Here is a 25,803-nt window from a genome sequence, read left to right as displayed (position 1 = left end):
CGTTTAATAGTGGAATGGAAGAGTCGAAGAAGTCAACACCAGATCAGGCGCACGGATCACGAAGATCGAGATTATGCATCTCGATGTCGATGGCTGCACACGGTGCGAGGCCACCGCCGAAACCCTCGACGAGGCAGTGGATCTGGGCACCCCGGCATGCGAACGATCGGCATCGAACTCACCATGCAGCGTGGCCGCGGTAGCCACGATCCGGCAGGCGGAGCTGGGGGTGAGTTCGCCGACGATCCATATCGGCGGCGTGGAGATCGCCGACGAGGTGCTGCGGCGTATAGGTGTTGCTGAGGTCAGCGGCCGTCAGTGGCTGAATCTTCGATCAAACACAACGCCAGTTCCAAGACCGCTGGCAGGCACGGGTCGGCGATCGAGTAGAAGATCCGATTGCCGTCACGTCGGGCTGCGACCATCGAGCGATCAGCCAGGCGCTGTAGTTGGTTCGAGACAGCCTGCGGGCGCATCTGCACCTGTTCGGCCAGCCCGCCCACTGTGACTTCACCCTGGCGATGCAGAACATGCAGCAGTCGCAGCCGAGTATCGTTGCCCAGCATCTTGAACAGCGACACCAACGCCGCCGCCTGCTCACCAGTGACCAGCGGCCGCTGCGCCAACGACGGCTTCCCCGCTGCCAGCGAAGCACTTCGAGGGCTGAGTCCGATAACCTCTGACACGCCTTCACTATTACACGAAATCGTGTAACCCTGCGCCCATCCCAGGCGCGAGGCATGGTCCCATCCGGTACTCCGTCCACGATTCGGGCACAGGTGGCGATCCATCACCTGCTTGAACACCATAGGACTCCGCGTCCCGCCGATTCCTAGTGCAGCCCCGAATGCAAGCCTGTTCGCCAGAGGTTGCTGTACAACAAAACCTTTGGCGTGTCGCTCAGCGACACGCCAAAGGTCGTCCTATCGCCCGCGAACGTTTTCGCGAACGTATTCAGGCTGATCTTCCGTGATCTATTCGAACCTCCGGTGATTCAGGCACCAACCCACTAGACGTCAAACTCTGCCCTCACCAGCCAAAAGACTCTGCCTACCCGGCCGAGCGGCGCGCAAATGTCCGAGCACTACTGCATCAACTCGATGGCAGACCGCAGGTCGGATGTGTCCGGTCTCAGCTGACCTGATGCGGAGGCGAGCCGCTGAGCTGCACTGCATCAGTTCCATTGAGACGACGGCGAATCAGCCGTTTCAAATGATCTGATGTATGTCGGCACCGGCTCGTCGCGGCGACCTGGGTCGAGGATTCGAGGGTTCTGGGGGCGGCTGGCGCTCGCTGATGAGGATGCCGGTCAGAGCGACTGCGTCGGGGTAGGTGGCGAAGTCGGTCCCGTGTTGCAGTGCCTGGGAGGCAGTAGTGAAGGCGGCTGTCGTTGTTTGGACGCCGTGTCGATGCATGAGCAGGTTGTGCTGGCGCTGAGCTCGGATCAGGTCGGGAAAGGACGTCACATCCTTCTGGGTTGCATGGCTGTCGCCTCCGATCCAAAGTCGGTGGCGCAGGCAGACATTGAGGTGCAGGTCGCGATAGATCGTCACGGGCCCGAGGACTCCGCGCCGGACTGCGCATCGCCGGCAGGCCGTGCCGATGGGCAGGCGTTCGAGGTCGGGGCGGGTGAATCCGGGGAGTCGATCGATGAGGGTTTCGATGGAGTAGCCGGTGGCGAAGGACGTCCATTCGAGGTTGATCCAGTCCCGGTCAGGTTCCCATCCGCCGAGGTGATCGTGCATGTCGTCGACGGCGATGTGGTTGGCGGCAGCCAAGCGGGTGATGAACGAAGCAATGGTTTCGTTCTGGAAGAGTGGGATGCGGCGTGGAAGCTGCTGGTAGGGGCCGGGGTTCCAGAATCGTTCGGCGGTGGTCATCAGTGGGTGACTCCGCCGCGGCGGGCCATGGATTCGGCGGCGTGATCGACACGGACGGTGTCCATGCTGGTTTGGGTGATCTGTTCGGTGCCGTCGAGGATGGAGCGGATTGCGCTGGCGCGAATGAGGTGGCCGAGGCTTCCGATCATCCCGCCGGTGCGGTGGTGCAGGTAATCAGCCGCGTTCACCAGGGCGCCGGGCTTGTGGTGGTGCAGTCGCAGCGTTGATTCCATCGCGCCGACCAGTTGCTGCCATTCGGTTTTGTAGGGGAACGGGCGGGTATTGACGACCAGGCAGCGTCCGGCGATCTGGCGGCCTCGCAGCCCGGTGAACAGCCCGGAGCGTTCGACGTCGATGCCTGCGTAGACGAATGTCGCGGGGAGGTGTTCAGTGAAGTATTTGAGGTGGTCGGACATGTCTTCACCGGCGCTGGTGGCCAGGGAAATGTTATGTATTTCGTCGATCACGACGATGTCGGTGCGGGCATCGATGAGGACCTGGCAGACTGCGTCGGCGATGTCGGTCACGTTGTGGCGGGACCGTATCGAGGGCAGTCCGAGGAAGCGCGCGAATTCCATCGCCAGTTTGCGGGGTGAACCTTTCGGCGGGGCGGTGACATAGACGACCGGGATGCGGTCGGTGCCTGGGAACCGCATCTGGATGCGGTGCTCGTGGAATCTGCCGAGTTGCTTGATCGCGGTGGTCTTTCCGGTGGCGGCAGGCCCCGAGATGATCAGGCCGCGTCGAGCGCCGATCTCGCGCTGATTGAGCAGCGTGAGCAGTCGTCCTTCGTTGGTGATCTCGGTGATCGTGGAGGTGGTGACCACGACTAGTTCGGCGTGATGCGCGATGCGGGCCTCGTCGTATTCGATTCGTTTCTGCTCGTCGAGGGTCTTCCATTCCCGTTCGGGGAGCAGCTCGAACTGCGGGGATGGTTCGGTTTGGACGAATCGCCGCCAGCCTTCCAGCGTGGTGGTGGGTTGGCGGCGGTCGTCGAGCTGACTGACGGGGGTCAAAACGGCCATCGTTCGGCTTCTTTCCGGGCATCGAAGATGGGCAGGGGGATGACTTTCGCCGCTGCCGGTTCGTCGCCGGAATCGACGCCTGTCCGCGTTGGAGCGGGGCAGATGCCGTCGTCGGGTTCCGGTGGTGGTGCCTCGGGCCGAGGCCAGGACGGTTCATTGGTTGCCTTGGTGCGTCCGGTGACCCTGCGATCCCGCGCCGACGGCTGCTGTGCCGGTGTAGTTGGTCCCGATGGTCCCCGTTCGGCGCGGTCGAGCAGATCGGCTGCAGACGAGGCGATTTCGGCTTCGGTGGCCTTGTCGTGTCCTCGTTGAGCCAACACGGTCCGAGCGTGTTGCCATGCGAGTTCCCCGAATGGGGTTGGGGCGGTGCGCAGATGGGTCCAGCTGACGGTGATCCAACCGCCGCCGTGGTGGTTGCGGACCCAGATCCGCGACACGTCGTAGGGGTCGTGATGGACCTCCCACCGTCCGTTGCGATGCTCGACGCCGGAGTGTTGGCGGCGCAACGGGTTGAGCGCTTTCGTGTCGTAGGTGCGGTTGTTCAGCTTGATCCCGTAGGAGTTGATGGTCCGCCAAGTCGCTGGCAACAGCTCGATATAGTCATCGGGTGACAGCGGAATCGGGACATATCCGGTGAGTTCGACCATCGCCGAATACATTTCGTTCGGGGTCAGCGCCTTGGCTGGGGTGACCGGATCGCGAAGCCCGTCGTGCGGCCGGTTCTGCCAGACCGCGACGATCCATTCGTCGAGCAGCTGCTGCAGTTCGAGCATCGACCAGACGGCGTGGCGCTCAGCGTTTTTGCCGCGCCGCTCGACGCAGGGGCCGACGTAGCCCGCGACATACTGGGCGAACAACGTGCCCACCGACCCCAGGGTGCGTTCCACTTTCGCTTTGTCGGTAGGAGTGTCGGGGTGGGCCGGTTGCAGATTGATGCCCAACGACAAGCACGCCGATCGGAACGTCTGCGACAGATACGCTTTGCCGTGATCGACGACGATGGTTTCCGGCGCGATCACCGGACGAGCGGCGGCATCGGCCAACCGCTGGTCGATGCCGGTCAGCCGCCGGTGCGGCAGCACCGACCGCGACAGCCGTAGTGCGTCCGGCCATCCCGGCCGCATCGGTTCGGGTGTCAACGCCCGGGCCAACAGCAACGCCGCGTCGACCGCTTTCGTGGTCGGCCGCAGCACGGCCGCCGCGATGGTGCGTGTCCGAATATCCACCAGGCCGGTCAGTTCCACACGATCAACGGTGCCGTCGTCGAGGACAACCCTCACGTCCAGCGGTGTCGAGTCGATCTCCATCACCTCGCCCGGTCGGGCGACACTGACCGCCGAGAACGGGCCGTCGGGTTGTTTGGCCAACGATCGGCGCGTACGAGCCGACCCGAGGGTGTGCTTGCCCTCGGACAAGCGTCGCACGAGCCGGTAGAAAGTCGCCCGTGACGGCATCGCCGGTGCATCGGCCCCATGCTGGGTCTCCAGCATCTGGTGGGTGCGGCGCATCAACCGTGTCCCCGTGCCGGTGGAGCGGTCGGTCTCGGCGTCGATGACCCGCCGCAGCGCGTCGACCACACGCTCATCAACGCGACCCACCGTCGAGTTTCGCGGCCGGCAGCGGCGGTCGAGAACACCCAACAAGCCGTCCTGTTGATATGCCCGCCGCTGACGCTGCAGTGTGATCAAGGTGAGATCCTCACCCGCTGCCCGTAATTCGGCGAGCTTGGCCATCTCACGCTGCCGCAGCGTCCGGTCGGATCGGTATTCCGGCCGGACCGGGGTCGACGGTGAACAACCAGGCGGGCGGCCGGTGAGAATCTCCACGACCTGGATCTCCCACCATTTCGCCCGCTTCACCGCCGCCGCCGGGATTCCCGCCAAGACATCCCCGGCGACAAGCGGCGCGCGGACAGCGGACACCAAGTTCAACCCCGGATCATTGACCAACGCAGACACCGAAACCGACGCGACCCCACCGAGGGTATCGACCAACTCGACACCCGAACCGGTCACCGCGCCAACGACATACCCGACACCAGCGATCTCGATCTCATCGCCCACCCGCACCACGCCCTGGCGTAACCCGGTCATGGCCCCGACCTCACCGACGTCCACGCGTCCAAAGGCAGGGTGAGCAAGTCCACGACCAGGGAACCCGTCCACAACAGATGGAACAGCGTCGGCAACACCTCAATCGGGTCGCCAACCTCGCAGCAGCCCTCCAACAACGGACGTCCGCACCTGAAAGCGGCCATCAAGTTCGCAGCTGCGGAGTCCGAGCGGTTGCGCGGATGCCGATACCCCGACAACCACCGCAGATTCGCCGCCAGCACCGGATCAACAGTCCCAACCCGGCGATAGCCCCACCCCACCGATTCACATGCGCGCCCTGTCATAGCGAACACGGCCACATCATCGACCTCGACACGGTCGTCGGCGCGCACATCGATAACGGCTACGGTGCCGTCCCGATGCCGAACAAGGAAATCCGGGGCATGCCGTTTCGGCCGATCAGCATCGAACCAGTGCAGCCAGAACGGCTGTGACACAACCGATACCACATCCGGATCGGCATCGAGCACCATCAGATTGTCACGCTCGAGCCAGGACTCGTAACCGACGTGGGTTCCGGTGTGCGACAACCACCACCACCCCGAACAGTTGCGCTGCCCGCGATAGGACGGAAATGACCGCACAGGCAGCCCGCCCCGGTTCAGCAGATCGCTCCAGCACATGGCCAAGGAGCCGCGGGCACGGCCACCGTCGGCGGTACGAAACTCGACTTCGAAACCGCCGTGACCAACCACGCCCAGATCGAGCGCCGCGCTCGTCACATGCCGAACACTATGCCGTGTATCAAGTCATATGAGACAGACACGCCGATGTATCAGGTCAGTGAGACTGCATCAAATCAAATGAGACCGGACAGGATGCGTCGGATCGGTTGGCACAGGACACTTTGCTGAAGGTCTGCTATACCTGAAATCGCGCCGCGTGTCGGTTCCGCGACACGCGGAAGGCCGCTCGGCGGGGCGAAGCATCACTCCCCGAGAGCTCGGGAGCACTCGAACCCACAGCACAACTACAGCACAGAATGGATGGGAACCAGCGGGAAGCGACGAGCAGAGCTGATTGGTTTCCGAATCGCCGCTGGTAGCGGGCGATTTCGGGTGATCATGGGAAGCATCAGGAACCGGACATAACGCCCTGAACCGGTGTCAGGTGGTCGCAGGTTCAAATCCTGTCAGCAGGGGTCTGCCATGGCGGAGACAGACCACGAACCTCTGTCGCTGCTCGAGCAGCGGATGTACACGACCGGGCAAGTCTTGCATACTCGGCGTAGACACCTCCACGCTGCGACGATGGCGACGCGGAACACCCATCGAGGGGGGCCGGGCTAAGCAAGGCCGCCGTGATTCCGTGGGCCTCCGCGACCCGGATAGCGCGGGTGCTCCGCAGTGTCTCGAGTGTCGACCATGACAGCTCGGTGTCCTTGACGAAGATGTCGGTCGTTGGTGCCGGACAGCTGTCTGTTGCCAGGTTGGATACTCTGCCCGTCAGCAGAGGAGTCTGGCCAGGGGATGGGCCGCAGTGGAGTTCGGTCAACGCGTCGGTTGGACTGCGCGTACGCGAGATTTTGTTCCAGCCGCGTATTGCTGGCCCGAGAAATCGCCAGCGAACAAGTCTTCGTTCAGCAAGCGGAGTAGATCCGGTGTTGTTTCTCTGGTGAAAACCACGTCTCCGTCTGGCATGAGAAACGACGGATCCAAACCGTGGTCACGCATCTTGGCTTCGATTGTTTGAGGTGTCAGGGTTGCAATGTAGCCCCGCCGGAGAACACTATGCACCTTCCGCCTCAGCACTGAGTTTGTTCGAAGTGCTTGTGCGAGATAGTCCTTGCTGTCAGACGATAGCGGCAAGAGTTCTGAAAACTCTTCAACCCACGTTTCGGCCTTGGCTAAGACAGTCTCGGAATCCTTGAACAGCATCTCGAAGTTACGTTTGTCCAATACATACACGGTCGCCGGCGTGACGATCAGGTCGACGCGCTGATCGTAGGCGAACAAGGGCGTGGTCAGGAGATCGAGCGATTCACTTGCCAGGCGAGCCAGCAGTGTCTTTCTCGCTAACTTAATGGGGCTACCGTGCCTGACGTAGAGCGTTCGGCGGGTTCCGTTGCCCAGGACTAGCCCATAACAGGCGAGATGATGGGTTCTGAGCTCGTCATCCGTTGAAGTCGGCAAGGACTGCCCTTGCTCCAACGTCGACAAGAGGTCTATGTCCAACAATTCTTCGTGGTTTGCCGTGAGGAACTGATACTCGTCGTCGGGCAAGTCGGGATCGTAGGCTTGGCCCTCCCCGACGATCAAACCCGCAGCTGTGCGCACAACGTCATCGCGCAACGCTTCTGCCACTGCGTTCGTTATCTTCACGTATCGGCCATGCGTACCGGCGCTTGTCCGCCACGCGACTACCAACGTCAGCGGGCCCTCCACCTCAGGGGCGCATATCGTTTGCATGATCCCCCTTCGTCCGGATGAAAGGTTGCTCCGAAGATGCTACTCCTCGATTCTGCGGAGCACGAGTATATCGTCGGCCCATCTTGTTGCGAGCACCCGCGTATTTACCGCAACCGGTTGACGAGTAAGTAGATACGATCCGAACCCCTGGTCGTCGCGAACCTTCAGAACGCTCCATCCGAGACAGTACAGTGTTGGATTAATCTGCACTACAGCAGTTTTCACATGGACGATCCCTGCGACAACCAAAAATCCCACATACGCGGCGATATCGGACACTGAAGGTGCCGAGACCGTCAGAAATGGTAGCAAGTAGCTGGCGAGGTAGCTGGACGCTTCACTGCCCGCGTTACTTACTTCGACCAACCGGTAAGAGGCCGGTTGGTCTTGGGCGTTGAGACGGATCAACGCCACTGCGGCGCAGATTCCCAGAACTGACAGCACAACGCAGCTCAAACGTAACCAGTCCGTCTGGAAGCGAACCGCGAGTAGTCCGAACAATGGTGCATAGGAAGATACGAACAACAGCGGTTTCACGAACATAATCACCTCCTCCTTAAGGTTCACCCTACGAGAACATCGTCGGTGGCCGAGGCCGAGCACCCGCTCTGAGTAGACGGAGCCGTTGAGCCGTTGCCTCATGACTGGCTATCACTCCATATGCCGAGCCGAGACCTCGGCACGCGCAAGGTCGGCGTTCGCCCGCTGGAATTGCTTTGGATGCAAGAGATTGGGGCCAGTGATGACGCGGATCGGTGGGCGATGCCACGCTCACTGAGCATCGTCGTGGCCAGATGTAGTTGTCATGTGAGCGGCGTTGTCTCGTTGTAGTTGGCACGTGAGTGTCTTCGACAGTTGATTCGAGCTGACGCAGGTTCAGCATCCTGGTTGCCCGCTCGCGATACTGCCGTACCGCTCGCCATCGACGGTGCCCCGCTCGATCCGATCGGCGGGGGTGGCGCCGTTCGTCAGTTGCGGGCACATGTGACTAAGGGCGGCCAGCCGCCCGCCCGGCAGCTTGCCGCGCGGGCAACGCCTCAGCTGGCGCCATGAAGCGCTTCACACAGGCTGCTGGTACTGCAGGTTGACACCGTCATGGATCCGCACTCGAGTGCTGTGGTTCGTCAAGTGTGTCGAGGACTCGCACAGCAAACGCCGGCACCGCTCGGTAGTCCTCGATCGCAATAGCGCTCATTACATCTGTTAAGCAATCGCATGATGATCCGGGGTATTTCAATAGATCTCCGTTGCCTGGAGCAACTCCGGGCTGATCCGCGTCCAATCACCGTTACGGTTGGCGAGTGGGTGGGGCTCACCGGTGAGTGTCGCGACTGCTTCGGCGACCTCGTCAATGTGTGCGCGTGTGTAGATGTCTGTTGCCCCGCCGCCGTTGTCGGTGTGCCCGGCGAACGTTTTGGCGACTGCCTTTCCGAAGTTCCGTTCCACCCATGTCAATGTTGTGTGACGCAGCCAGTGCGTGCTGATGCCATGAGTGGCAACGGCCGGTATGTACTTTCCCAGGCGTGTCCACAAATGGTCGTAGCGACGCCGTGTCAGGGGATTTCCGTTACGAAACCGGAGCAGCGGCGTATTGGGTCTGCTCCGGCGTTCCTTGGCGTGGGCTTGCAGGGCAGCCATCAAAGTCGGTGACACCGGTTGCCAACGCATGAGGTCACCCTTCTCACGCAATCGCACCAAGCACTGATCAGGGTCGAGATCATTGGGACGCAACGCCAGTGCACCACCACGCCGACAGGCAGTCTCGGTGTGCAGGCGCAGCAGCAACACATCAAGATCGGGATCATTTCCCGTGGTACCGGCAATCCGGTTGATCTCGGCGAGGAGCTGTTCGGGCAGAGCCCGCCGGTTCGACGGCACCCGGCGAGGTACCTCCAGCTTGGCAGCGGGATTGTCGATTGCGGCGATCAGTCCGTCCGCTTCTGCGTGACGGTAGAGGCAGCGCAAAGCGTGGATCGATTGCCTGACAGTGCCTCGCCCCCCGATATCGGATCGGCGAATCAGCCGTGTTGCCTTGAAGTGTTCAACGAGTGCCTTCAGCTCGCTCACCGTGGGTTGGTCGATCCGGCGGTCGGCCCAACCTTCCTGCCCGAGGAGCCTGTCCCACGTGGACTTGTATTCCCGCCGTGTTCGCCCATCAGGCATCGCCGCCCACACGACCGGGATGTAAGCGGCAAACGTCGGCGCAGGCGCACGAGCAACCACCCCACCCCGCAAGTCATCGGGGGTGAGCCCAAGACGGCCCAACAGCAACACCGCGGCAGCGACGTTGTCCTCATGTACCGAGTCGCCGGTCATGACTCATCAGCTCCGGCCACGTCGGCAAGACGATCGCCTGCGATCGCATCGAGTTCGCCCGGAGGAACGATGATCAGCACGCCGCGGCCGAGGTGAGCCGCTAGTAGTACACGGTCACCAGCAACCAGACGAGTGGCACGTCGGTGCTGCGCGGGCAATCGAAGACACCCTGCGCGCGTGATACCGAGCCGATCACCGGGACGGGACACGCAGATGAGCCCGTTGAATACCCTCCACTGCAACAGATCTGACGGTACCCAGCCCAGGGCATCCACCACGACCCGAGCGCGTACCCGTCCATCTCGATCGATTGCCTGCACCGCGTACACGCCGGTCCCCTCGCGGCGTCCACGCATCGGTGAGAGCGGCAAACCGATCGCGGTCTGCCGCGCGGGAATTGGTTCCGTTCGCGTCGTATTCGCGCGGGCCGAAACGGCCCTGCTCGGGATCACCGGAGCGAGCGGATTCGCAGTCACAGTGGCCCCCCGCCGAGGAAGGGAAACCACTGATCGACCGACATTACGTGAATGCCGGTGTCGAAGCGATGCTTTGACACCGGCGCTAGGGCGAATTCGCCCCAAAAACGTGTCCGGAGGGGGACTTGAACCCCCACGCCCGTTAAAGGGCACTAGCACCTCAAGCTAGCGCGTCTGCCATTCCGCCACCCGGACCGGTGGTGCTCAGCAAGATTATAGGATGTGGCGGCGTGGACCAAATCGCGGGCTGACCATGTGTTTTACCGGGGGTTGGTGGGCTCCCGGGGTGAGTCGGGAGCCCGGTCCGGTCAGAGGAGTTCTTCGATGGTTCTGGCGAACTCTTCGGCGCCGTGGCCGTCGGCGACCTGGCGGTCGATGAGGTTTTTGATGGGGGCGACGAAGTCGACGGTGACGCCTGCGTCGCGGGTGGCGCGGTTGATGGCGTCGAGGGCGGCTTTGTGGAAGGCGAGGGATTGGGTGGGGGTGGTGTAGTCGCCGCTGTCGATGATTTCGCCGTAGGCGGGGAGCATCTGGGCCATGGCGGTCACCCAGGGCATGGCTCGTTCGGCGAAGGCACTGGCGGAGACGCCTACGGAGCGCATCATGGCGGCGCCGTGCATGAAGCCGCCGAACATGGCGTACATGTTGGCGAGCAGGGCGAAGTCGTAGGTGGAGGCCAGTCCGGCGTCGTCGCCGAAATATTCTGCGGCGGCGAGCAATTCGAGGGTGGCGCGGTGCTGGTCGAAGAGGGTCCGGGAGCCGCTGTAGAGGATGGAGGCGCCGGGCTGGCCGATCATGGGCGGGACTGCCATGATGCCGCCGTCGAGGTAGTCGATGCCGTGTGCGGCTGCCCAGGTGGCGAGTTCCCTGGCTTCCCCGGGGGCGGTGCTGGTCAGGTTGATGACCTGCTTGCCGGACAATTGGTCGGCGACGGGGTCGAGGGTGGCGTGCACGGAGGCGTGGTCGAAGAGGACGGCGATGATCGGGCCGCCGGCCTGGACGGCTTCGGCGACGGAGGTGGCGCTGTTGGCGCCGGCGGCGACGAGGTCGGCGTCCTTGCCGGGGGTGCGGTTCCAGACGGTGGTCGGGTGGCCGGCCTTCAGCAGGGTTGCGGCCAGCGCCTGGCCCATCGCGCCGAGTCCGAGGATGGTCACGGGGGTGTTCGTGGTCTCCGCCATTGCGGGGTCAACTCCTTGGCAAGTTTGTGAACAGGGGGTCAGCGCGCTGGAACCAAGGCTGCTCTTTGCCCGCTATGGCGACAAGTACCTACTATTTAGTCCGGTACTTACCCATGGGTGTGTGAACAGGTAGCGAGGTCGGGCGATGGGCGAAAAGAGATCCGGACCATACTTCTGCGGCATCGACGCGGCGATGGATGTGGTCGGTGGCAAGTGGAAGGCGCTGATCCTGTGGGAGCTGGAGACGCATGGGATCCGTCGCTTCGGCGAGCTGCGCCGCGGCCTGCCGGGCGTCTCGGAGAAGATGCTGATCCAGCAGCTGCGCGAGCTCGAGGAAGACGGGATCGTGTCGCGGGAGGTGTATCGCGAGGTGCCGCCGCGGGTGGAATACCAGCTCACCGCGTTGGGTTCCGCGCTCAACCGCGCGCTGGAGCCGCTCGGCGCCTGGGGTCGGGACCGCATCGACCGGATCGGCGCCGATCGGGTCCATCCGGTGAACGCGTGACGTCTATTGGCGCCGGGAATCGGGCTGAACTGTTGCGGTAGCAGGGTTTTCACCGGTGGGTGACGGGATGTGGGGCAAGGTCCGCACATGCTGATCGGTCGCCGGTACCGGGTGCTCGGTCGTGGGCATCAGCCACACAGCGAGGATGACGAGCAGCAGGGCCGCCGATCCACCGAGGATCGGTCGCCAGTAAACGAGCACATGCGGATGATCGGCACCGGAGCTCGATCCGTTACCCGGAAACGCGAATGTGCTTGCCTCAGGCCACTTCCGGGGTTGCAGCCAGCGCATCCGCAAGGTAGCTGACAATGCGTTGGGCTTGCAGGCCGCCCCTGTCGAGGTCGGGGTTGTAGATCGTCAATGTCATTCCGACACAACCGGGTTGGATGGCAGCGCTGGTGATGGCGATAAGGTCCGGCCAGTCCAGGCCGCCGGGTTGCGGGTAGTCCACGGCCGGCATCGCCGCGGTGGACAGCACGTCCAAGTCGACGTGCAACCACCACGGGAAGCCGCGGCGACGGAAACGACCGACGGCGATTTCCGTGGGAACGGCGGCTTTTCCGCGCAACTCGCGGTCGGTGAGCAACGCGATGGTGGAGACGAGCGACGGCACGTCGGCGTCCTGCAATTCTGCCGCGTCGCGGGGGCCGAGGGCGACGACGCGAGTGGGGTCGAGGGTGGGCAGCTGGGCTGTCAGCTCGGGCGGTAGGTCGGCGGGCGCCAGCATCAGGCCTAGTTCGCAGTCGGCAGCTTCGCCGGTGGTGCTGCGATCCGGCGGCCACGCGTCCTCGTGTCCGTCGACGAAGACCAGCGCGACGTCACCGAGTGCGTCCTGAGCACCGCGCAGAGCGCCGAGCAGGACGGGGCAGTCACCGCCGAGCACCAGCGGGAACTCCCCCGCCGCAACGCTTTCGATCACTGCGGTGCGGATGGAAATTGTTGTGGCGGTGAGAGATTCCTGGGACAGCAGGGCGCTCGCCGGGTCACGCGTCGGCCGGGGCGTACCGACATCGATGTCGCCCAGATCGCGTACGTCGGACCGGCGAGTTCGTAATGCGCCGAGGAGTCCGGCTTCTCGCAACTCGGCAGGCGCGTTCGCCACTCCACCGGTCGTGCCCGCGGAGTTGAACGGCGCCCCGATCACGGACAGCAGTGTCGGCCCTCCTCCCGCGCGGCAACTCGGCCACTACCGACGATAGACCCCGGCCGGTTTACCCGAGGCAAACTTCCGCGCCGAGTTACCGCTGCGATGCGCGTCACATTCGCCTATTGAATGTGACCCAGCTTGGTGCTAAACATTGTGGCACGCAACGCAATACACGTTGCAATATATGCAACGAATGAATGGACCGAAGATTGATGCTGCACCGTGAATTCCGGTCGGGCGGGGCCGTGCGACGCGCACTGACGCTCGGGGCCGCACTGTTCCTGCTCGCCGGGTGCGCGCCGGTGCAGTCCGGCCCGGCGGGCTCGGGTGGTGACGAGAAGACCGGTACCGTCCGGGTCTGGCTGTTCGACGAGGCGAACCGCGCGCCGAAGGAAACGGTGGTCAACGAGGCGATCGCGGAGTTCAAGGCGACCCGGCCGGATGTCGAAGTCGACGTGCAGTGGGTGCCGGTGGCCGCACGTGCCGAGAAGTTCGCGGGCGCCTTCAACGACCCGGCCAGCGCGCCTGATCTCGCCGAGTTCGGCAATACCGACCTCGCCGGTTACGCCGTCACCGGCGCTTTCGCCGATCTCGGCGCCGATCTCGCGGCGTGGCCGGAGGGCAAGGACATCGACCCGTCCGTCCTGGAGACCGCGAAATCCGGTGGGAAGGTCTACGGGCTGCCCTGGTACACCGGCATTCGCGCGCTGTACTACCGCACCGACATCTTCACCGAACTCGGCCTGCGACCGCCGACGACGCTGGCCGAACTCACCGACACCGCACGCCGCGTTCGTGCGAAACGCCCTGACCTGTACGGCATTTCGGTCGGCGGCAAGTACACCTACGCCATGCTGCCGTTCCTCTGGGCACACGGCGGCGAGATCGCCGAGAACGACGGCACGATGTGGAACGCCACGCTCAACGCCGACCGGGCGAAGGAGGGGGTCACCCGCTACGCGGAGCTGATCAAAGACGACATCTGCCCGCCCGCGCAGTGCGCGGACTTCACCGGAACCCAGAGCGTGCAGGCCTTCGCGGGCGGCAAGGCCGCGATGACGATCGGCGGCGACTTCAGTCGCAAGGCCATGGATCAGGGTGCGTCCAAGGACAAATACTCGGTGATCCCGCTACCAGGCACCGAACCTGGCTCGGTCGCACCGGCCTTCGCGGGCGGGAACCTGCTCGGCGTCTTCCGCGCGAGCATGCGGCGCGGTCTGGCGGTCGACTTCGTCCAATTGCTCGGCAGCGCAAAGTATCAGGAAAAGATGTACCGGGCGATGGGGAACCTGCCGACGCTGACCAGCGTGCAGCGGCAGCTGGCGGCGAACGATCCCTTTCTCGCACCGTTCGTCGAAACGCTCCGCGCGGGAACGAAGTTCGTGCCGAGCACACCGGCGTGGTCGACGATCGACAGCCAGAACCTGCTGCCGACCGCGGTACAGCAGATCGCCACCGGGGCCAAGGAACCCTCGGCGGCGTTGAACGCGGCGGCCGCCGCGATGAACAAGGCATTCAGGTAGGCGCACATGGCAATCCAGGAAATACCGATCATCACTCCCGCGCCGCGGCCGCCGGTGAAACGGCGTCGCGTCAGCCGGGACACGCTCACCGCATGGCTCTACCTTGCGCCTGCGGGGGTGCTACTCGCCGCCGTGCTGATCTACCCGATCTATCAGATCATCCTGATCTCGTTCTACGACTACGGGCAGGCGCAGGCCACCGGTGCCGCGCCGCTGGAGTTCATCGGGCTGGGTAATTACCGAGAACTGCTCTCGGACAGTCAGTTCTGGCTCGTGCTGGCCAACACCTTCGTGTTCGGTGGGGTGTGTGTGGTCGGCGGACTGGTGGTCGGCACGGCGTTGGCCGTCCTGGCGACGCGCATCCGGGCGGTGCCGCGGATGATCCTGTTCCTCGCGGCGCTCGGCGCGTGGGCGACCCCGGCCATGGCCGGTTCCTACGTCTGGCTCTTCCTGTTCGATGCCGACTTCGGCATCGTCAACGAAGCGCTGTCCGGTCTCGGGTTCCGTTCGATGGACGGGCACTCGTGGACCTTCGGCACGCTCAGCGCGTTCGGACTGGTTGCCGCCGAGGTGATCTGGTGTTCGTTCCCGTTCGTCATGGTGACCATGTACGCGGGCATCAAGGCGATCCCGGAGGAGGTGCTGGAGGCCGCGGCGCTGGACGGCGCGTCGACGTGGCGGGCGGCTCGCTCGGTGATCCTGCCGATCCTGAAGCCACTGCTGCTGATCGCGACGATCCAGTCGATCATCTGGGACTTCAAGGTGTTCACCCAGATCTACGTCATGACCAATGGCGGCGGTGTCGCCGGGCGCAACCTGGTGCTCAATGTCTACGCCTACCAAAAGGCTTTCGCCGGGCAGGAATACGGGCTCGGCTCAGCGATCGGAGTCCTGATGACGCTGTTGCTGTTGTCGATCACCGGGCTCTACGTCCGGTCCCAGCGCAGGAGCACCCCATGGCAGTGAAATTGATGCCGCGTACCCCGCGCAAGCCGGCCCGTCTTGTCGCCGAAGTAGTCGCGGTGGTGATTGCCGGGTTCGTCGCCTTCCCGCTGTATTGGATGGCGCTGTCGGCGCTCAAGCCGCCCGGCGAGATTCAGTCCGCCGACCCGAGGCCGTGGACCTTGGCACCCAGCCTGGACAGTTTCACCCGGGTGCTGTCGATGAACGGTTTCGGACGATTCTTCCTCAACAGCTTGCTGATCGCCGTTGTCGTGGTGTTTCTCTCGCTGCTGTTGTCGTTCCTGTCCGCGGTCGCGTTGACCCGCTTCCGGTTTCGCGGGCGGACGGTGCTGCTGGTGATGATCCTGGTGGCGCAGATGGTTCCCGTGGAAGCACTGACGATTCCGCTGTTCTTCCTGATGCGTTCGGTCGGCGGTACGGTTCCGGCCTTGGGGCTCAACGAACTAGGTTCGATCATGCTGGTGGATCTGGTGTTCAGTCTGCCGCTGGCCATCTGGCTGCTGCGCGGATTCGTCGCGGCGGTGCCGGTCGAGCTGGAGGAGGCGGCGAAACTCGATGGGGCGAGCCGACTTCGGTTCGCCTGGCAGATCCTGCTGCCGCTGGTGGCGCCCGGGCTGGTGTCGGTGAGTGTGTTGTCGTTCATCCACGCATGGAACGACTTCTTGTTCGCCAAGACGTTCATCATCTCCAAAACCGAGAATCAGACGCTGCCGCAGGCGATCCTGGTGTTCTTCAAACCGGAGGACACCGATTGGGGCGCGGTGATGGCGGCCTCGACGTTGATGACGATTCCGGCGCTGGTGCTGTTCGTGCTCGTGCAGCGCAAGCTGGTCTCCGGGCTCGGCGGGGCGGTGAAGGGCTGACATGCCAGGATTCGACACGCTGCTCCCCCGGCCGGTTTCGGCGGTCCCGCAAGCCGGCGTCTGCGCATGGCCGTCGGAGCTCGACGTGCGCACCGACACCGGCCTGCCGCCGGAGGGGTACCGGCTGGAGATCGCGACCAGCGGTATCACGCTCACCGTGACGGATGATGCGGGCCGGAACCACGCGCAGCAGACTCTGCGTCAACTCGCCGGGCCGGATGCATTCCGGGCCGCGGTGATCGGAGCCGAGGGGCACACCGTGCCGTGCGGGGTGATCGAGGATCATCCGCGGTTCCGTTGGCGCGGTTGCCTGCTCGATGTCGCCCGCAACTTCCGCACGAAAGCCGAAGTCCTGCGGTTCATCGACCTACTCGCCGCGCACAAACTCAATGTGCTGCACCTCCATCTGACCGACGATCAAGGCTGGCGTCTCGAGGTTCCCGAGTTCCCGAAGCTGACCGAAATCGGCTCCTGGCGAACGGGATCGATGGTCGGTCGGCATGACGGGCCAGAGCGTGACGGCCGACCGCACGGTGGCTTCTACACCAGCGACGACCTTCGCGAGATCGTCGCGTACGCGGCCGGACGGTCGATCACCGTGGTGCCGGAGATCGATGTGCCGGGGCATGCTCGCGCGGCGATCGCCGCCTACCCAGAGCTCGGGCCGGAACCCGAAAATGCCTGGGAGGTATGGACTTCCTGGGGTATCAGCACCTCGCTGCTCGATCCCACTGCGCACACACTCGACTTCTTCCGCCGGGTCTTCGATCATGCGCTGTCCGTGTTCCCGTCGCCCGTCATAGGAATCGGCGGCGACGAGGTTCCCGGCGCGACACCGGCGCACGCCCGCCTCGTCGCCGACCTCGCCACCTATCTGGCTTCCCGCGGCCGCCGGGCGCTGGGCTGGGACGAGGTGCTCGACGCAGGTACGTTGCCGCCCATGGTGATCGGCGCCTGGCGTGACGATGCCGCAGCCACCCGCGCGGTCGCAGCGGGCCACGAGGTGGTGCTGTGCCCGGAGGACCACTTCTACCTCGACCACCGGCAGTCCGATCACCCCGATGAGCCGATCCCCGTGGGCTACCTGCGCACCTTGGAGGACGTGTACGGCTACGAGCCGCCGCTCGACGGACCGCAAATCATCGGTATGCAAGCTCAGCTGTGGAGCGAGCACCTCGATACGGTGCGGCGAGTCGACTACGCCGCTTTCCCGCGCCTCTGCGCGGTCGCCGAAGTCGCGTGGAGCCCACCGGGCCGCAGCTACACCGAGTTCCTCCCCCGGCTACGCGACCACCACCTCCCCCGCCTTGCCGCCCTCGGCGTCGAATACCGGCCCTTGAACGGCCCGCACCCCTGGCAAACCCGCCCTGACGTCCCGTCAACCGCCCACCGGCCCAACCACCTACCGACCCCCAGCCGGGCCGGCTAGCGACGCTGGTGCGTACTTGCTCGCGCCGGTTCCAACGAACCGCTCAGCACTCCGCCGCAGCCGCGTTGGCGACTGCCATTCCTCGGTAGCTCGCTGAGGTGCTGGCCCAATGGGGTGGACCTGGTCGAACAGCTCTCTCGCGGCGGTCGGCGTAGACGCCTCCTCGATGGCCGCTTCGAACCAGGACCGCTCCCGACCGCGCCGCGAGTCGACATCCAGATCAGCCCGCTGCCGACCGGTCGGCCCCCGATGTCTACAGACAAGCTGGCACCCGCGCCGTCGATGCCGGCTTACCGAGGCGTCCAGGCGATCGACGCTGCCCACGCTTCCGCGCGCTGAATGATCTCGGCGATCAATGGCCCCTTGGCATCGGCATACGCGTTCATGTCGGGCCAGTTCTGCTGCGCAAGTTGCCTTTTGAGCTTCTCATAGGCGGCGCGGTCATCAACGCTGTGCCGCAACCAGTCACGGAACAGGAGTTGGCGGCGTTCCCAGTCACTGCCGACGGTGACGATATGGACGTGCACGTCACGCTGCACGGTTCGGACCATGCGGTGGGCGGGCTCGCGGACGCGAAGCCGGTACCCCGCGGCCAGTAGCGGGGGAAGATACGCCGTCTCATCCTCGACGTCGGGCACGCTGACGTCGATGTCGACGATCGGCTTGGCGGCGAGTCCGGGCACCGAGGTCGAGCCGATGTGGTCGATGCGGCGGGCGGTGGTGCCGAGTGCGCGGGCGATGCGCGCCCGCTCCTCGGCGAAGCGTTGTGGCCAAGCAGGGTCGTAGTCGACGATGCGGATGTCCCGTTTCTCAATGCCACCGATCAGCTCCATCCCCCCATCTTCGCGCGTTCGCCGCCACGGGAAAAGGTGGGACGTATTTCGGGCATGGACCAGACCCCTACCCGCGAATGAGGCACGGATAGAGGTCTGGTCCATTTCGAAGAGGTCTTGCGCGACTGAATGGATGCTAAGCGGGCATCGCTATTGTCGAGGTATCAGCATTTCTTCCACGCGAAGTGATACGTGGTGTTGATTGCTCCGTCGACAGAATCCATGGTGATGAAACTGGTGGTCTTCTTCGGGTCCGAGGTCCCGGCGTCCACCCGCAATTGGGTGTTGATATTGAAATTGCGGTATTCGCCACACGGCTTGTAGACGATCGCGCCGACCTCGGTCGTGTCGGTCACCTGCCAGTCGTCGTTCATGCCACCCTTGAACGTGTGGTCGATGAATGAGGTCGGCGAGTTGCCCTGGAAGTAGTATCTTGCCCTTTCCAGCGCCGTCGCCCCCTTCTCCAAGTGCGCGAAGCCGCGGTAGTCCGCCTGCGCGATCCCGTAGGTGAAGCCTTGTGGGACATGGACATCCAGGTTGATCTGGCAGTTCTTACGGAAGTCGGTCGGGTTCGACCCCACACCCACCTGCGCGGTGTACGCACTGTAGGTGACAGTGAAGGCGGTGTTGTCGGGCGATACCGCGACCGCCGCGGTTCCCTGTGGGCAGCCGGTGCCATTGACGGTCACCACGTCGATGACAATCTTGTCGGGGGGCGTCGGCATGTCCCGACCGGGCGCAGGCGCTCCAGAAGCCGGCGAACCCGCCAGCGGAATAGCAAGCGCGAATATTGCTGCGCCGAGGATTGTTGCTTTTTTGTACATTTGGTGCCTCACAGTGCTCCGGGATCGGATGGAACTCACTGTAAGTCGTTTAAACCCGCCCGCAGCTCCCCAGCCGAAGTGGGGAAAATATGTAAATTGCCCCCGCCGCTACATAATTGGCGGCCGGTCCTCCGGATACGGCAATAGCCGTTGAATGTTGGAGTTTTCAGTGATTCCGTATCGCGGTCCGTTCGATTCACGGTCGGAGGAGATGAAACGTATCCATACGCTTTCGATGGTACTCGAGATCGTCCTCGTCGTGCTCGACGCCGCGCGCGACCGCGATGCCGAAATAGACTGCCTCCCTGCGCAATCGGTGCCGCATCAGTTGCGCGAGCGCCAAATCGTCCAGCTGCCCGGCTGTCCCGCCTTCGGCGTGGTAATGGTCGACGAACTCGCGCGCGTCGGCGAGATCACGACCCAGAACATCGGCGAACTCCAATGCGGCGGAAGCCAGTTCGACCTCCGGCGGGGCGACCAGTGCCTCATCCCAGTCGAGCACAGCGGTGACATGGCCGTCCCGAGCCAGCAGATTGCCCTCGTAGTAGTCGCCGTGCAAGGGTTGCGGGCGGGCGGTGCTGCTGAACTCGGCGAGCCACCGGTCCAGGTCGGGATCCGGCAGTTCCGGAGACGGTGCACCGTCGAGCCCGATCTCGAGAAACGACTGCTTGGGTCGCGGCGGCGGTCGATGGTCCGCCAGCGCACGGTGCACGCGGGCCAAGAGCCGGGCCGCCTCGGTGAACTGCACCGGATCCTCACTGCTGGCCCACTGCCCCGCGATCAGTGGCCACACGGTGATCGGGCGGCCCGCCACCACCTGCACCGTCGATCCGTCCGCGCGCGGCAACGGCGCCACCGCCTCGGGCACCGTGCGGGCAGTGGCGACCGCAATGCTGTTGCACCATTCGACCTCGGCCGGGTCGCGATCCAAGGCGCCGATCCGCACCACCACATCGCCGACGCGATAGGCCGCGGACTCCTCACCGCCGTGCAATCGCTCCCCGTCACCCTTGTACCCCCATTCGGCGGCAACGGCGGCGCGGATGTCCTCGGTCAGCGGAAGGTCGACGTAGATCACGCATTACTTCTACCAGCGCGGCAGATCGGGACGCAGCTGGATTTCGCGGCAGGACGCGCCAGGCCGGTACCTATAGCCACCAGGCGTAATACACGCGTATTATGCGGAGTGTGGGTTTCGAGTGGCCTGATTGGGCGTTGGACATGCTCATCGGGATCTCTCCGAACGAGGTGATGCAGGTGCTGACCAAGCAGCGACGATGGCCACGCCGCGGTCGCGGCAGTACGGGCATCGAGATGCTCACGATCTGGGGTCGCACGGCCGCGGGCCGACCGCTGATCGTGGGCCTGCGCCAAGCCGAACCTTGGCAATGGCAGATCGTCGCCGCCCGACCGATGAGCCCGGAGCAGGTGGCCGAGTTCGAAAAGTGGGAACAGGAGAACCAGTGATGGGCGACAACGACTTTCCGGCCACCCCGCAGGGCGTGGACGAGTTGATGGACAGCCTCGTCTTCGACGACGCACCGGTACGCGATGCCGACGTGCCGCCGCCGATGACGCCCGGCGAGGACATCATGGTGGTGCGCTCCCTGCGCCTCCCCCTCGACATGGACCAATCCATCAAAGCCGAAGCCCAGGCCCGCGGCATCAGCATGAGCGAACTCATCCGCGACTGGCTCGCCGTCGAACTCGCCGCCCTCGCCGACGACCAACCCATCTCCCGCGCCGACGCGTTGCGCGCGCTCGCCGGCGTCCGTCCGATCCACCCGCGCGCTAGTTGACTCCTCCGGTTCGAACGGAGAGCCGCACACCCTTTCTGTGAGCTGCACACCCGCTATACCGGGTGTGCGGTTCACACGAAGGGTGTGCGGCTCGCTTCCCTGAGGGCGCGGCGCGAGATTCACTACAGTGGGCATTGCGCGCCTGGTCCACGACCTCACGGTGCAACAACTTTCGGAGGTCTTTCGATGAACGTGCTGGTACTGGGCGGCTATGGAGCGGTCGGCGCACACGTCGTGCGCCTGCTGCGAGCGGATGGCCTAACGGCGCTGGCCGCAGGCCGAGACCCCGCCCGAGCGGACGTAGTACTCGACCTGTCCGCGCCGGACAGCTTCGGTGCCGCACTGAACGACGTTGCCGCAGTGGTCAATTGCGCAGGCTCCGAGGACATCCGGCTGGCCGAGACATGCGCCGGACGCGGCATCCCGTTCCTGGATATCTCTGCCACCAGCGAATACGTGCAGAGCCTGGAGAAGATCGCAGGCCCGGTCGTCCTCGGCGTCGGTTTGGCCCCCGGCTTGACCACCCTGCTCGCCGTGGAAACCCTCGCCAACCACCGCGGCCCGGTCGACATCATGACCGGCCTCGGATCCGGCGAAAAGCACGGCCCCGCCGCAACCGCCTGGACCTACGGCCTACTCGGCAAGCACTTCCCCGACCCCGACGGCACCAGTATCCGAAACTTCACCAAGCCAACACGTTTCGAGACACCGAAAGAGTCCGGCTACAAACCCGCCGCGGCCCTGCGCGCCGACTTCGCCGACCAGCACCGCCTCACTCGAGAATTCGGGGTCCCGGTCCGCACCTACCTACGTCTCGACTCCCGCTCGGCCACCACAGGTCTCGCCCTGCTCACCCGGGCACCAGCATTGAGTTCGCTTACGCCGAAACGCATGCCGGGCAGCGACCGCTGGGTGGTGCTCGCCCGCGCGACGGACGGCTCGGTCCGCTGGGCGGCGGGCCGCGGCCAATCCCTGGCCACCGCCGTGGTCACCGCCGCCGTCGTGCGCGCGGTCCTCAACACTACCCTCACCGCGCCCACCTGGATCCACGAAATTCTCACCCTCGCCGACTTGCGGGATACTCTGCACGACAACGCAATCCATCTCGAGAGCTGACTCAAGCGAGCGCGATCCCCGTAATGGAGGCAGCCGCCAGAACCAGCCCGGCCATCTGCGTTCGAGTCACGCGCTCCCGTAACACCGTGAGCCCGAGCACAACTGGAATGACGGGATACAGCGCCGCCAGCACCACGGCGATCGCGAGCAGCTGCTGCCAAGTGGCCCAGGTATAGAGCACCACCCCCACCGTACCGAGCGCCCCGGTACCGACCGCCCCGAGCAGCAGCCGCGGACGCATCCGCAGCGACGCGTGCACCCCCACCGCGAGCGGCACGATCGCAACCACCGAGGCGAACCGGCTGACCACCAGCGGCCACAACCCAGCCGCTGGGTCGATCCGGGCCAACGCGATGAATTGCAAAGCAAACCCGGCCCCCGCGATCAGCCCATCGCCGCTGCCGCCACTGAGGCGATCATCGTCGTCGCACGACCGGGAAACCAACCACATCGCCGGCCCGGCGGCGGCGATCCCAGCCCAGCTCAGCAACGACGGCCGCTCCCCCAACAGCAGCACACCCACCATCACCGGCAGCATCAACGCACCGACGTCACTCAACGGCACCACGACACTCAACCGTCCCCCACTGACCCCGCGATAAAGGAACGTGACCCCGAGCCCGGTCCCGATGCCGGACAACGCCCCCCACGCCAATGCCGACGCCGTAACGTGCGGCGCCGCCACCAACGGGACCGCAGCAAGAATCAGCACACTTCCGCCGATCTGCGCATACAACGCCACCGCCGTGGCATCAGCGCGACGAGAAAGCAACGCGCTCAGAAAGTGCGTCGTCCCGAAGCACACCGCCGAAGCCAACGCCAACAGCTCCCCCACACCCATGATCGATACCTCCCGCCGTCGCGATCCAGCCCGCGCTCCGGCTCGATCTTGTACTGCTGCTGCGTAACCGGCCGCGCGGTCTCGAAACCCCCACGCAACGCCCACTATCACCGGCAAACAACAAAACCGCAGATCAGCGGCGTGTCGATCGTTCCGGCGAACAATCCGATGCCAGGATGAACCCGCACAGAGGCAACGTTGTCGCCAGCTCGCCGAGGAGAGGTATGTCGCGTCGCCGTCTTGCCGGCATCGTTGTTCCCTTGTTGCTCCCCTTCATTCCCGTTGCCGCACACGCCGAGACGGCGGTCGATTCCAGCAGGTACGTGAACCCATTCGTCGGAACGCAGGACGGCGGACCCGATTTCGGCCACGGCGGCGGCGCGGGCATGACCTTCCCCGGCGCGGTCGCACCGTTCGGAATGATGCAGTGGAGCCCGGACACGGTGCGCACCGCGGGCGGTGGCTACAAATACGAGGACAACCGCCTCTACGGCTTCTCGATGACGCACATTTCCGGCCCCGGTTGCACCGGCGCGCAGGACTTTCCGGTCCTCCCGATCTCCGGCATCATCGGCCGGTCACCGGCCGTCGACGGCGCCGGTTACCTGCAAACCTTCGATCATGCGAACGAACAGGCCAGCCCCGGCTACTACCGGGTCACCGCCGACAGCGGCGTGGAAACCGAACTGACCGCGTCGACCAGGGCCGGTGTCGCACGCTTCACCTTTCCGAAGGACAAGCCGGGCACGCTGCTGCTCGATGTCACCGGCTCGGTGAGCGGAGTCGACGACGCCGAGATCGCCATCGACGGAAACACGGTCTCCGGCTGGGCACTCACCGGCGGTTTCTGCGGCTCGCGCGGCCGCTACCGGGTCTACTTCCACGCCACCTTCGACCGCCCGTTCACCGCCTCGGGCAGCTGGCAGGACAACGTCATCAAGCCGGGCACGACCACCACCCGTGGTGCGGCACCGACCCGGCGCACGAAATCCGGCGAGATCGCGAGCAACGGCCTCGGCACCGGCGTCTTCCTGCAATTCGACTCCGCCCAGCCGGTACAGATGCGCACCGGCCTGTCCTATGTCAGCCTCGACGGTGCGCGCGCCAATCTCACCGCCGAGATCGGCCCGAAGGACTTCGACACCGTCCGGGTGGACGCGCGCGAGGCGTGGCGGCGCAGGCTCGATCAGATCCAGGTGACCGGCGGCGACCAGGATCGGTTGCGCACCTTCTATTCCGCGCTCTACCACGTGTTCCTGCAGCCGTACATCTTCGACGACGTCGACGGCAGCTACACCGGCTTCGACGGCCAGACACACCGAGTGCGCCCCGGACACCACTACTACGCCACCTTCTCCGGCTGGGACATCTACCGCAGCGAGACCCAGCTACTCGCCTGGTTGGCACCCGATGTCGCTTCCGACATAGCCCAGTCGATGTATGACAACGCGCGCGTCCTCGGCAACGTCTGGGACCGTTGGTCGCATCAGAACACCGTCACCGGTGTGATGAACGGCGACCCGTACCACTCGATCATCGCCAGCACGTACGCCTTCGGAGCGCGTGACTTCGACGCTCGGGAAGCACTCGATTCGATGGTCGAGGGTGCGCTGCGCATCGGCGAGAAGTCCGGCTATACCGAACGACCGGCCAACGAGCATTACCAGCGGCTCGGCTGGGTGCCCGGTCAGGTCTCCGACACCCTCGAATACAACATCGCCGACTTCGGCATCGCACAGTTGGCGCACCGGCTCGGTGAACGCAGCGTCCACGACAAGTTCCTGCGCAGCTCCCATGGCTGGCAACATCTGTACAACCCCCTGACGAAATGGCTGCAACCCCGGTCCGCCGAAGGCCTCTTCAATCCTTTCTTCGACCCGGCAGGCACCGACGGATATGTGGAAGGCAATGGCGCGCAATACCATTGGATGACCTTCCACGATGTCCGCGCCCTCTTCGACATGATGGGCGGCAACGCCGAGGCGGCCGGACGGCTGGACACCTTCTTCAGCCAGCTGAACGCGGGCCCGCACGCCCCCTTCGCCTACCTCGGCAACGAGCCGACGCTGCAAACGCCGTGGCTGTACGCCTGGGCCGGCCTCCCCGACCGGACCCAGGAGGTCGTCCGGCGCGCCCGCACCGAACTCTTCAGCCCGACGCCGAACGGCCTGGCGGGCAACGACGATCTCGGCACCATGTCGGCCTGGTACGTCTGGGCCTCGCTCGGCCTCTACCCCGTAATCCCCGGCCGCGCCGAGCTTTTCGTGCACGGGCCGGCCTTCACGAACGCCGAGATCCGCCGCTCCTCCGGCGAGCGGATCACCATCAGCGCGCCCGAAGCCACCGATGCCGCACCGTACATCCGGGCGTTGCGGGTCAACGGCGCGGACACGACGAAGGCTTGGCTACCCGAATCCTTCGCACTGTCCGGCGGCCGCCTCGACTTCACCATGGGCGCCGAACCGGACGCACGGTTCGGTACCGCCGCAGCCGACGCGCCGCCCTCGTTCGGCGTGCCCCGCTAGGCACCCATTCATTCGGTCATCGGATGTTAAAAACGGAT

At 64.6% G+C, this 25,803-nt stretch carries 23 protein-coding genes and 1 tRNA gene; 9 read left to right on the top strand and 15 right to left on the bottom strand.

Annotation, left to right across the window (positions count from 1 at the left end; genetic code table 11):
• Window positions 1–305: 305 nt before the first annotated feature.
• The 10 genes from NN4_RS44770 to NN4_RS04795 all read right to left on the bottom strand — a co-directional run bounded on the left by NN4_RS44770 (window position 306) and on the right by NN4_RS04795 (window position 11,397).
• Entirely contained in the window at window positions 306–809 is a 504-nt protein-coding gene (locus NN4_RS44770) for an ArsR/SmtB family transcription factor (RefSeq protein ID WP_222594981.1), read from the bottom strand.
• Between the two features lie 399 nt (window positions 810–1,208).
• A complete protein-coding gene (locus NN4_RS04835) occupies window positions 1,209–1,880 on the bottom strand; it encodes a TniQ family protein (protein ID WP_147128723.1) in 672 nt (223 codons plus the stop codon).
• A complete protein-coding gene (locus tag NN4_RS04830; RefSeq protein WP_147128722.1) occupies window positions 1,880–2,905 on the bottom strand; it encodes a TniB family NTP-binding protein in 1,026 nt (341 codons plus the stop codon). The genes NN4_RS04835 and NN4_RS04830 overlap by 1 nt, the downstream gene beginning before the upstream one ends.
• Window positions 2,893–4,998: a Mu transposase C-terminal domain-containing protein gene (locus NN4_RS04825; protein ID WP_246180703.1), complete on the bottom strand. Its 2,106-nt coding sequence runs from the start codon at window positions 4,996–4,998 to the stop codon at window positions 2,893–2,895. The genes NN4_RS04830 and NN4_RS04825 overlap by 13 nt, the downstream gene beginning before the upstream one ends.
• The gene (locus tag NN4_RS04820; RefSeq protein ID WP_222594983.1) at window positions 4,995–5,642 is read right to left on the bottom strand and encodes a TnsA-like heteromeric transposase endonuclease subunit; all 648 of its coding nucleotides are present in this window, start codon (window positions 5,640–5,642) and stop codon (window positions 4,995–4,997) included. The genes NN4_RS04825 and NN4_RS04820 overlap by 4 nt, the downstream gene beginning before the upstream one ends.
• Window positions 5,643–6,509: 867 nt before the next feature.
• Entirely contained in the window at window positions 6,510–7,322 is an 813-nt protein-coding gene (locus tag NN4_RS04815) for a Kiwa anti-phage protein KwaB-like domain-containing protein (protein ID WP_186818266.1), read from the bottom strand.
• 144 nt (window positions 7,323–7,466) lie between these two features.
• Window positions 7,467–7,970 carry a KwaA family protein gene (locus tag NN4_RS04810; protein WP_147128719.1) on the bottom strand — a complete coding sequence of 168 codons (504 nt, stop codon included), beginning with the start codon at window positions 7,968–7,970 and terminating at the stop codon, window positions 7,467–7,469.
• A gap of 690 nt (window positions 7,971–8,660) precedes the next feature.
• Window positions 8,661–9,743, bottom strand: a complete 1,083-nt coding sequence (locus NN4_RS04805) for a tyrosine-type recombinase/integrase (protein WP_147128718.1) — start codon at window positions 9,741–9,743, stop codon at window positions 8,661–8,663.
• Between the two features lie 586 nt (window positions 9,744–10,329).
• Window positions 10,330–10,414 (bottom strand) — tRNA-Leu (locus NN4_RS04800).
• A 113-nt stretch (window positions 10,415–10,527) separates the two neighbouring features.
• Complete coding sequence (locus NN4_RS04795; protein ID WP_147128717.1) at window positions 10,528–11,397, bottom strand: NAD(P)-dependent oxidoreductase; 870 nt, start codon at window positions 11,395–11,397, stop codon at window positions 10,528–10,530.
• A 145-nt stretch (window positions 11,398–11,542) separates the two neighbouring features.
• Between NN4_RS04795 and NN4_RS04790 the strand changes: the two genes are divergently transcribed.
• A complete protein-coding gene (locus tag NN4_RS04790; RefSeq protein ID WP_147128716.1) occupies window positions 11,543–11,902 on the top strand; it encodes a winged helix-turn-helix transcriptional regulator in 360 nt (119 codons plus the stop codon).
• A 259-nt stretch (window positions 11,903–12,161) separates the two neighbouring features.
• On the opposite strand, the gene NN4_RS04785 is transcribed toward NN4_RS04790, so the two are convergent.
• Window positions 12,162–13,046: an arginase family protein gene (locus tag NN4_RS04785; RefSeq protein WP_186818265.1), complete on the bottom strand. Its 885-nt coding sequence runs from the start codon at window positions 13,044–13,046 to the stop codon at window positions 12,162–12,164.
• 200 nt (window positions 13,047–13,246) lie between these two features.
• On the opposite strand from NN4_RS04785, the gene NN4_RS04780 reads away from it, so the two are divergent.
• From NN4_RS04780 to NN4_RS04765, 4 genes are read left to right on the top strand one after another with little or no spacing between them, the layout of a single operon-like run.
• Window positions 13,247–14,572, top strand: a complete 1,326-nt coding sequence (locus tag NN4_RS04780) for an extracellular solute-binding protein (RefSeq protein ID WP_246180702.1) — start codon at window positions 13,247–13,249, stop codon at window positions 14,570–14,572.
• Window positions 14,573–14,578: 6 nt separating this feature from the next.
• Window positions 14,579–15,538 (top strand): carbohydrate ABC transporter permease, encoded by a 960-nt coding sequence (locus NN4_RS04775; RefSeq protein ID WP_147128714.1) that lies wholly within the window; start codon window positions 14,579–14,581, stop codon window positions 15,536–15,538.
• Entirely contained in the window at window positions 15,529–16,398 is an 870-nt protein-coding gene (locus NN4_RS04770; RefSeq protein ID WP_222594980.1) for a carbohydrate ABC transporter permease, read from the top strand. The genes NN4_RS04775 and NN4_RS04770 overlap by 10 nt, the downstream gene beginning before the upstream one ends.
• A gap of 1 nt (window position 16,399) precedes the next feature.
• Entirely contained in the window at window positions 16,400–17,827 is a 1,428-nt protein-coding gene (locus NN4_RS04765) for a beta-N-acetylhexosaminidase (protein WP_147128713.1), read from the top strand.
• A gap of 290 nt (window positions 17,828–18,117) precedes the next feature.
• On the opposite strand, the gene NN4_RS04760 is transcribed toward NN4_RS04765, so the two are convergent.
• From NN4_RS04760 to NN4_RS04750, 3 genes are all read right to left on the bottom strand, one after another.
• A complete protein-coding gene (locus NN4_RS04760; RefSeq protein ID WP_186818264.1) occupies window positions 18,118–18,660 on the bottom strand; it encodes a GrpB family protein in 543 nt (180 codons plus the stop codon).
• A gap of 164 nt (window positions 18,661–18,824) precedes the next feature.
• Window positions 18,825–19,484 carry a DUF4360 domain-containing protein gene (locus NN4_RS04755; protein WP_147128711.1) on the bottom strand — a complete coding sequence of 220 codons (660 nt, stop codon included), beginning with the start codon at window positions 19,482–19,484 and terminating at the stop codon, window positions 18,825–18,827.
• 196 nt (window positions 19,485–19,680) lie between these two features.
• A complete protein-coding gene (locus tag NN4_RS04750) occupies window positions 19,681–20,562 on the bottom strand; it encodes a phosphotransferase enzyme family protein (protein WP_147128710.1) in 882 nt (293 codons plus the stop codon).
• A 110-nt stretch (window positions 20,563–20,672) separates the two neighbouring features.
• Here NN4_RS04750 and NN4_RS04745 point away from each other — a divergent pair, with 110 nt between their 5' ends.
• The 3 genes from NN4_RS04745 (at window position 20,673) to NN4_RS04735 (ending at window position 22,399) form a co-directional block, all read left to right on the top strand.
• The gene (locus tag NN4_RS04745) at window positions 20,673–20,951 is read left to right on the top strand and encodes a hypothetical protein (RefSeq protein ID WP_107657556.1); all 279 of its coding nucleotides are present in this window, start codon (window positions 20,673–20,675) and stop codon (window positions 20,949–20,951) included.
• Window positions 20,951–21,283, top strand: coding sequence for a ribbon-helix-helix protein, CopG family (locus NN4_RS04740; protein ID WP_167768747.1), 333 nt, complete (start codon window positions 20,951–20,953; stop codon window positions 21,281–21,283). The genes NN4_RS04745 and NN4_RS04740 overlap by 1 nt, the downstream gene beginning before the upstream one ends.
• 186 nt (window positions 21,284–21,469) lie before the next feature.
• The gene (locus NN4_RS04735) at window positions 21,470–22,399 is read left to right on the top strand and encodes an NAD-dependent epimerase/dehydratase family protein (protein ID WP_147128709.1); all 930 of its coding nucleotides are present in this window, start codon (window positions 21,470–21,472) and stop codon (window positions 22,397–22,399) included.
• Between the two features lies 1 nt (window position 22,400).
• Here NN4_RS04735 and NN4_RS04730 read toward each other — a convergent pair whose 3' ends face one another.
• Window positions 22,401–23,240: an EamA family transporter gene (locus NN4_RS04730; RefSeq protein ID WP_222594979.1), complete on the bottom strand. Its 840-nt coding sequence runs from the start codon at window positions 23,238–23,240 to the stop codon at window positions 22,401–22,403.
• 224 nt (window positions 23,241–23,464) lie between these two features.
• Between NN4_RS04730 and NN4_RS04725 the strand changes: the two genes are divergently transcribed.
• Window positions 23,465–25,765 (top strand): GH92 family glycosyl hydrolase, encoded by a 2,301-nt coding sequence (locus NN4_RS04725; protein WP_147128708.1) that lies wholly within the window; start codon window positions 23,465–23,467, stop codon window positions 25,763–25,765.
• Window positions 25,766–25,803: the final 38 nt, after the last annotated feature.

Source organism: Nocardia ninae NBRC 108245 (assembly GCF_007990755.1).
GTDB classification, from domain to species: Bacteria; Actinomycetota; Actinomycetes; order Mycobacteriales; family Mycobacteriaceae; genus Nocardia; species Nocardia ninae.
The sequence above is the reverse complement of the archived record's forward strand: the minus strand, read 5'-3'. Positions and strand labels throughout refer to the sequence as shown.

Bases quoted from the DNA above. Each gene is read 5' to 3' on its own strand.
- NN4_RS44770 (WP_222594981.1), bottom strand. From the start codon at position 809: ATGGTGTTCAAGCAGGTGATGGATCGCCACCTGTGCCCGAATCGTGGA.
- NN4_RS04835 (WP_147128723.1), bottom strand. From the start codon at position 1,880: ATGACCACCGCCGAACGATTCTGGAACCCCGGCCCCTACCAGCAGCTT.
- NN4_RS04830 (WP_147128722.1), bottom strand. From the start codon at position 2,905: ATGGCCGTTTTGACCCCCGTCAGTCAGCTCGACGACCGCCGCCAACCC.
- NN4_RS04825 (WP_246180703.1), bottom strand. From the start codon at position 4,998: ATGACCGGGTTACGCCAGGGCGTGGTGCGGGTGGGCGATGAGATCGAG.
- NN4_RS04820 (WP_222594983.1), bottom strand. From the start codon at position 5,642: ATGTGCTGGAGCGATCTGCTGAACCGGGGCGGGCTGCCTGTGCGGTCA.
- NN4_RS04810 (WP_147128719.1), bottom strand. From the start codon at position 7,970: ATGTTCGTGAAACCGCTGTTGTTCGTATCTTCCTATGCACCATTGTTC.
- NN4_RS04805 (WP_147128718.1), bottom strand. From the start codon at position 9,743: ATGACCGGCGACTCGGTACATGAGGACAACGTCGCTGCCGCGGTGTTG.
- NN4_RS04795 (WP_147128717.1), bottom strand. From the start codon at position 11,397: ATGGCGGAGACCACGAACACCCCCGTGACCATCCTCGGACTCGGCGCG.
- NN4_RS04790 (WP_147128716.1), top strand. From the start codon at position 11,543: ATGGGCGAAAAGAGATCCGGACCATACTTCTGCGGCATCGACGCGGCG.
- NN4_RS04780 (WP_246180702.1), top strand. From the start codon at position 13,247: ATGGACCGAAGATTGATGCTGCACCGTGAATTCCGGTCGGGCGGGGCC.
- NN4_RS04775 (WP_147128714.1), top strand. From the start codon at position 14,579: ATGGCAATCCAGGAAATACCGATCATCACTCCCGCGCCGCGGCCGCCG.
- NN4_RS04770 (WP_222594980.1), top strand. From the start codon at position 15,529: ATGGCAGTGAAATTGATGCCGCGTACCCCGCGCAAGCCGGCCCGTCTT.
- NN4_RS04765 (WP_147128713.1), top strand. From the start codon at position 16,400: ATGCCAGGATTCGACACGCTGCTCCCCCGGCCGGTTTCGGCGGTCCCG.
- NN4_RS04760 (WP_186818264.1), bottom strand. From the start codon at position 18,660: ATGGAGCTGATCGGTGGCATTGAGAAACGGGACATCCGCATCGTCGAC.
- NN4_RS04755 (WP_147128711.1), bottom strand. From the start codon at position 19,484: ATGTACAAAAAAGCAACAATCCTCGGCGCAGCAATATTCGCGCTTGCT.
- NN4_RS04740 (WP_167768747.1), top strand. From the start codon at position 20,951: ATGGGCGACAACGACTTTCCGGCCACCCCGCAGGGCGTGGACGAGTTG.
- NN4_RS04735 (WP_147128709.1), top strand. From the start codon at position 21,470: ATGAACGTGCTGGTACTGGGCGGCTATGGAGCGGTCGGCGCACACGTC.
- NN4_RS04730 (WP_222594979.1), bottom strand. From the start codon at position 23,240: ATGGGTGTGGGGGAGCTGTTGGCGTTGGCTTCGGCGGTGTGCTTCGGG.
- NN4_RS04725 (WP_147128708.1), top strand. From the start codon at position 23,465: ATGTCGCGTCGCCGTCTTGCCGGCATCGTTGTTCCCTTGTTGCTCCCC.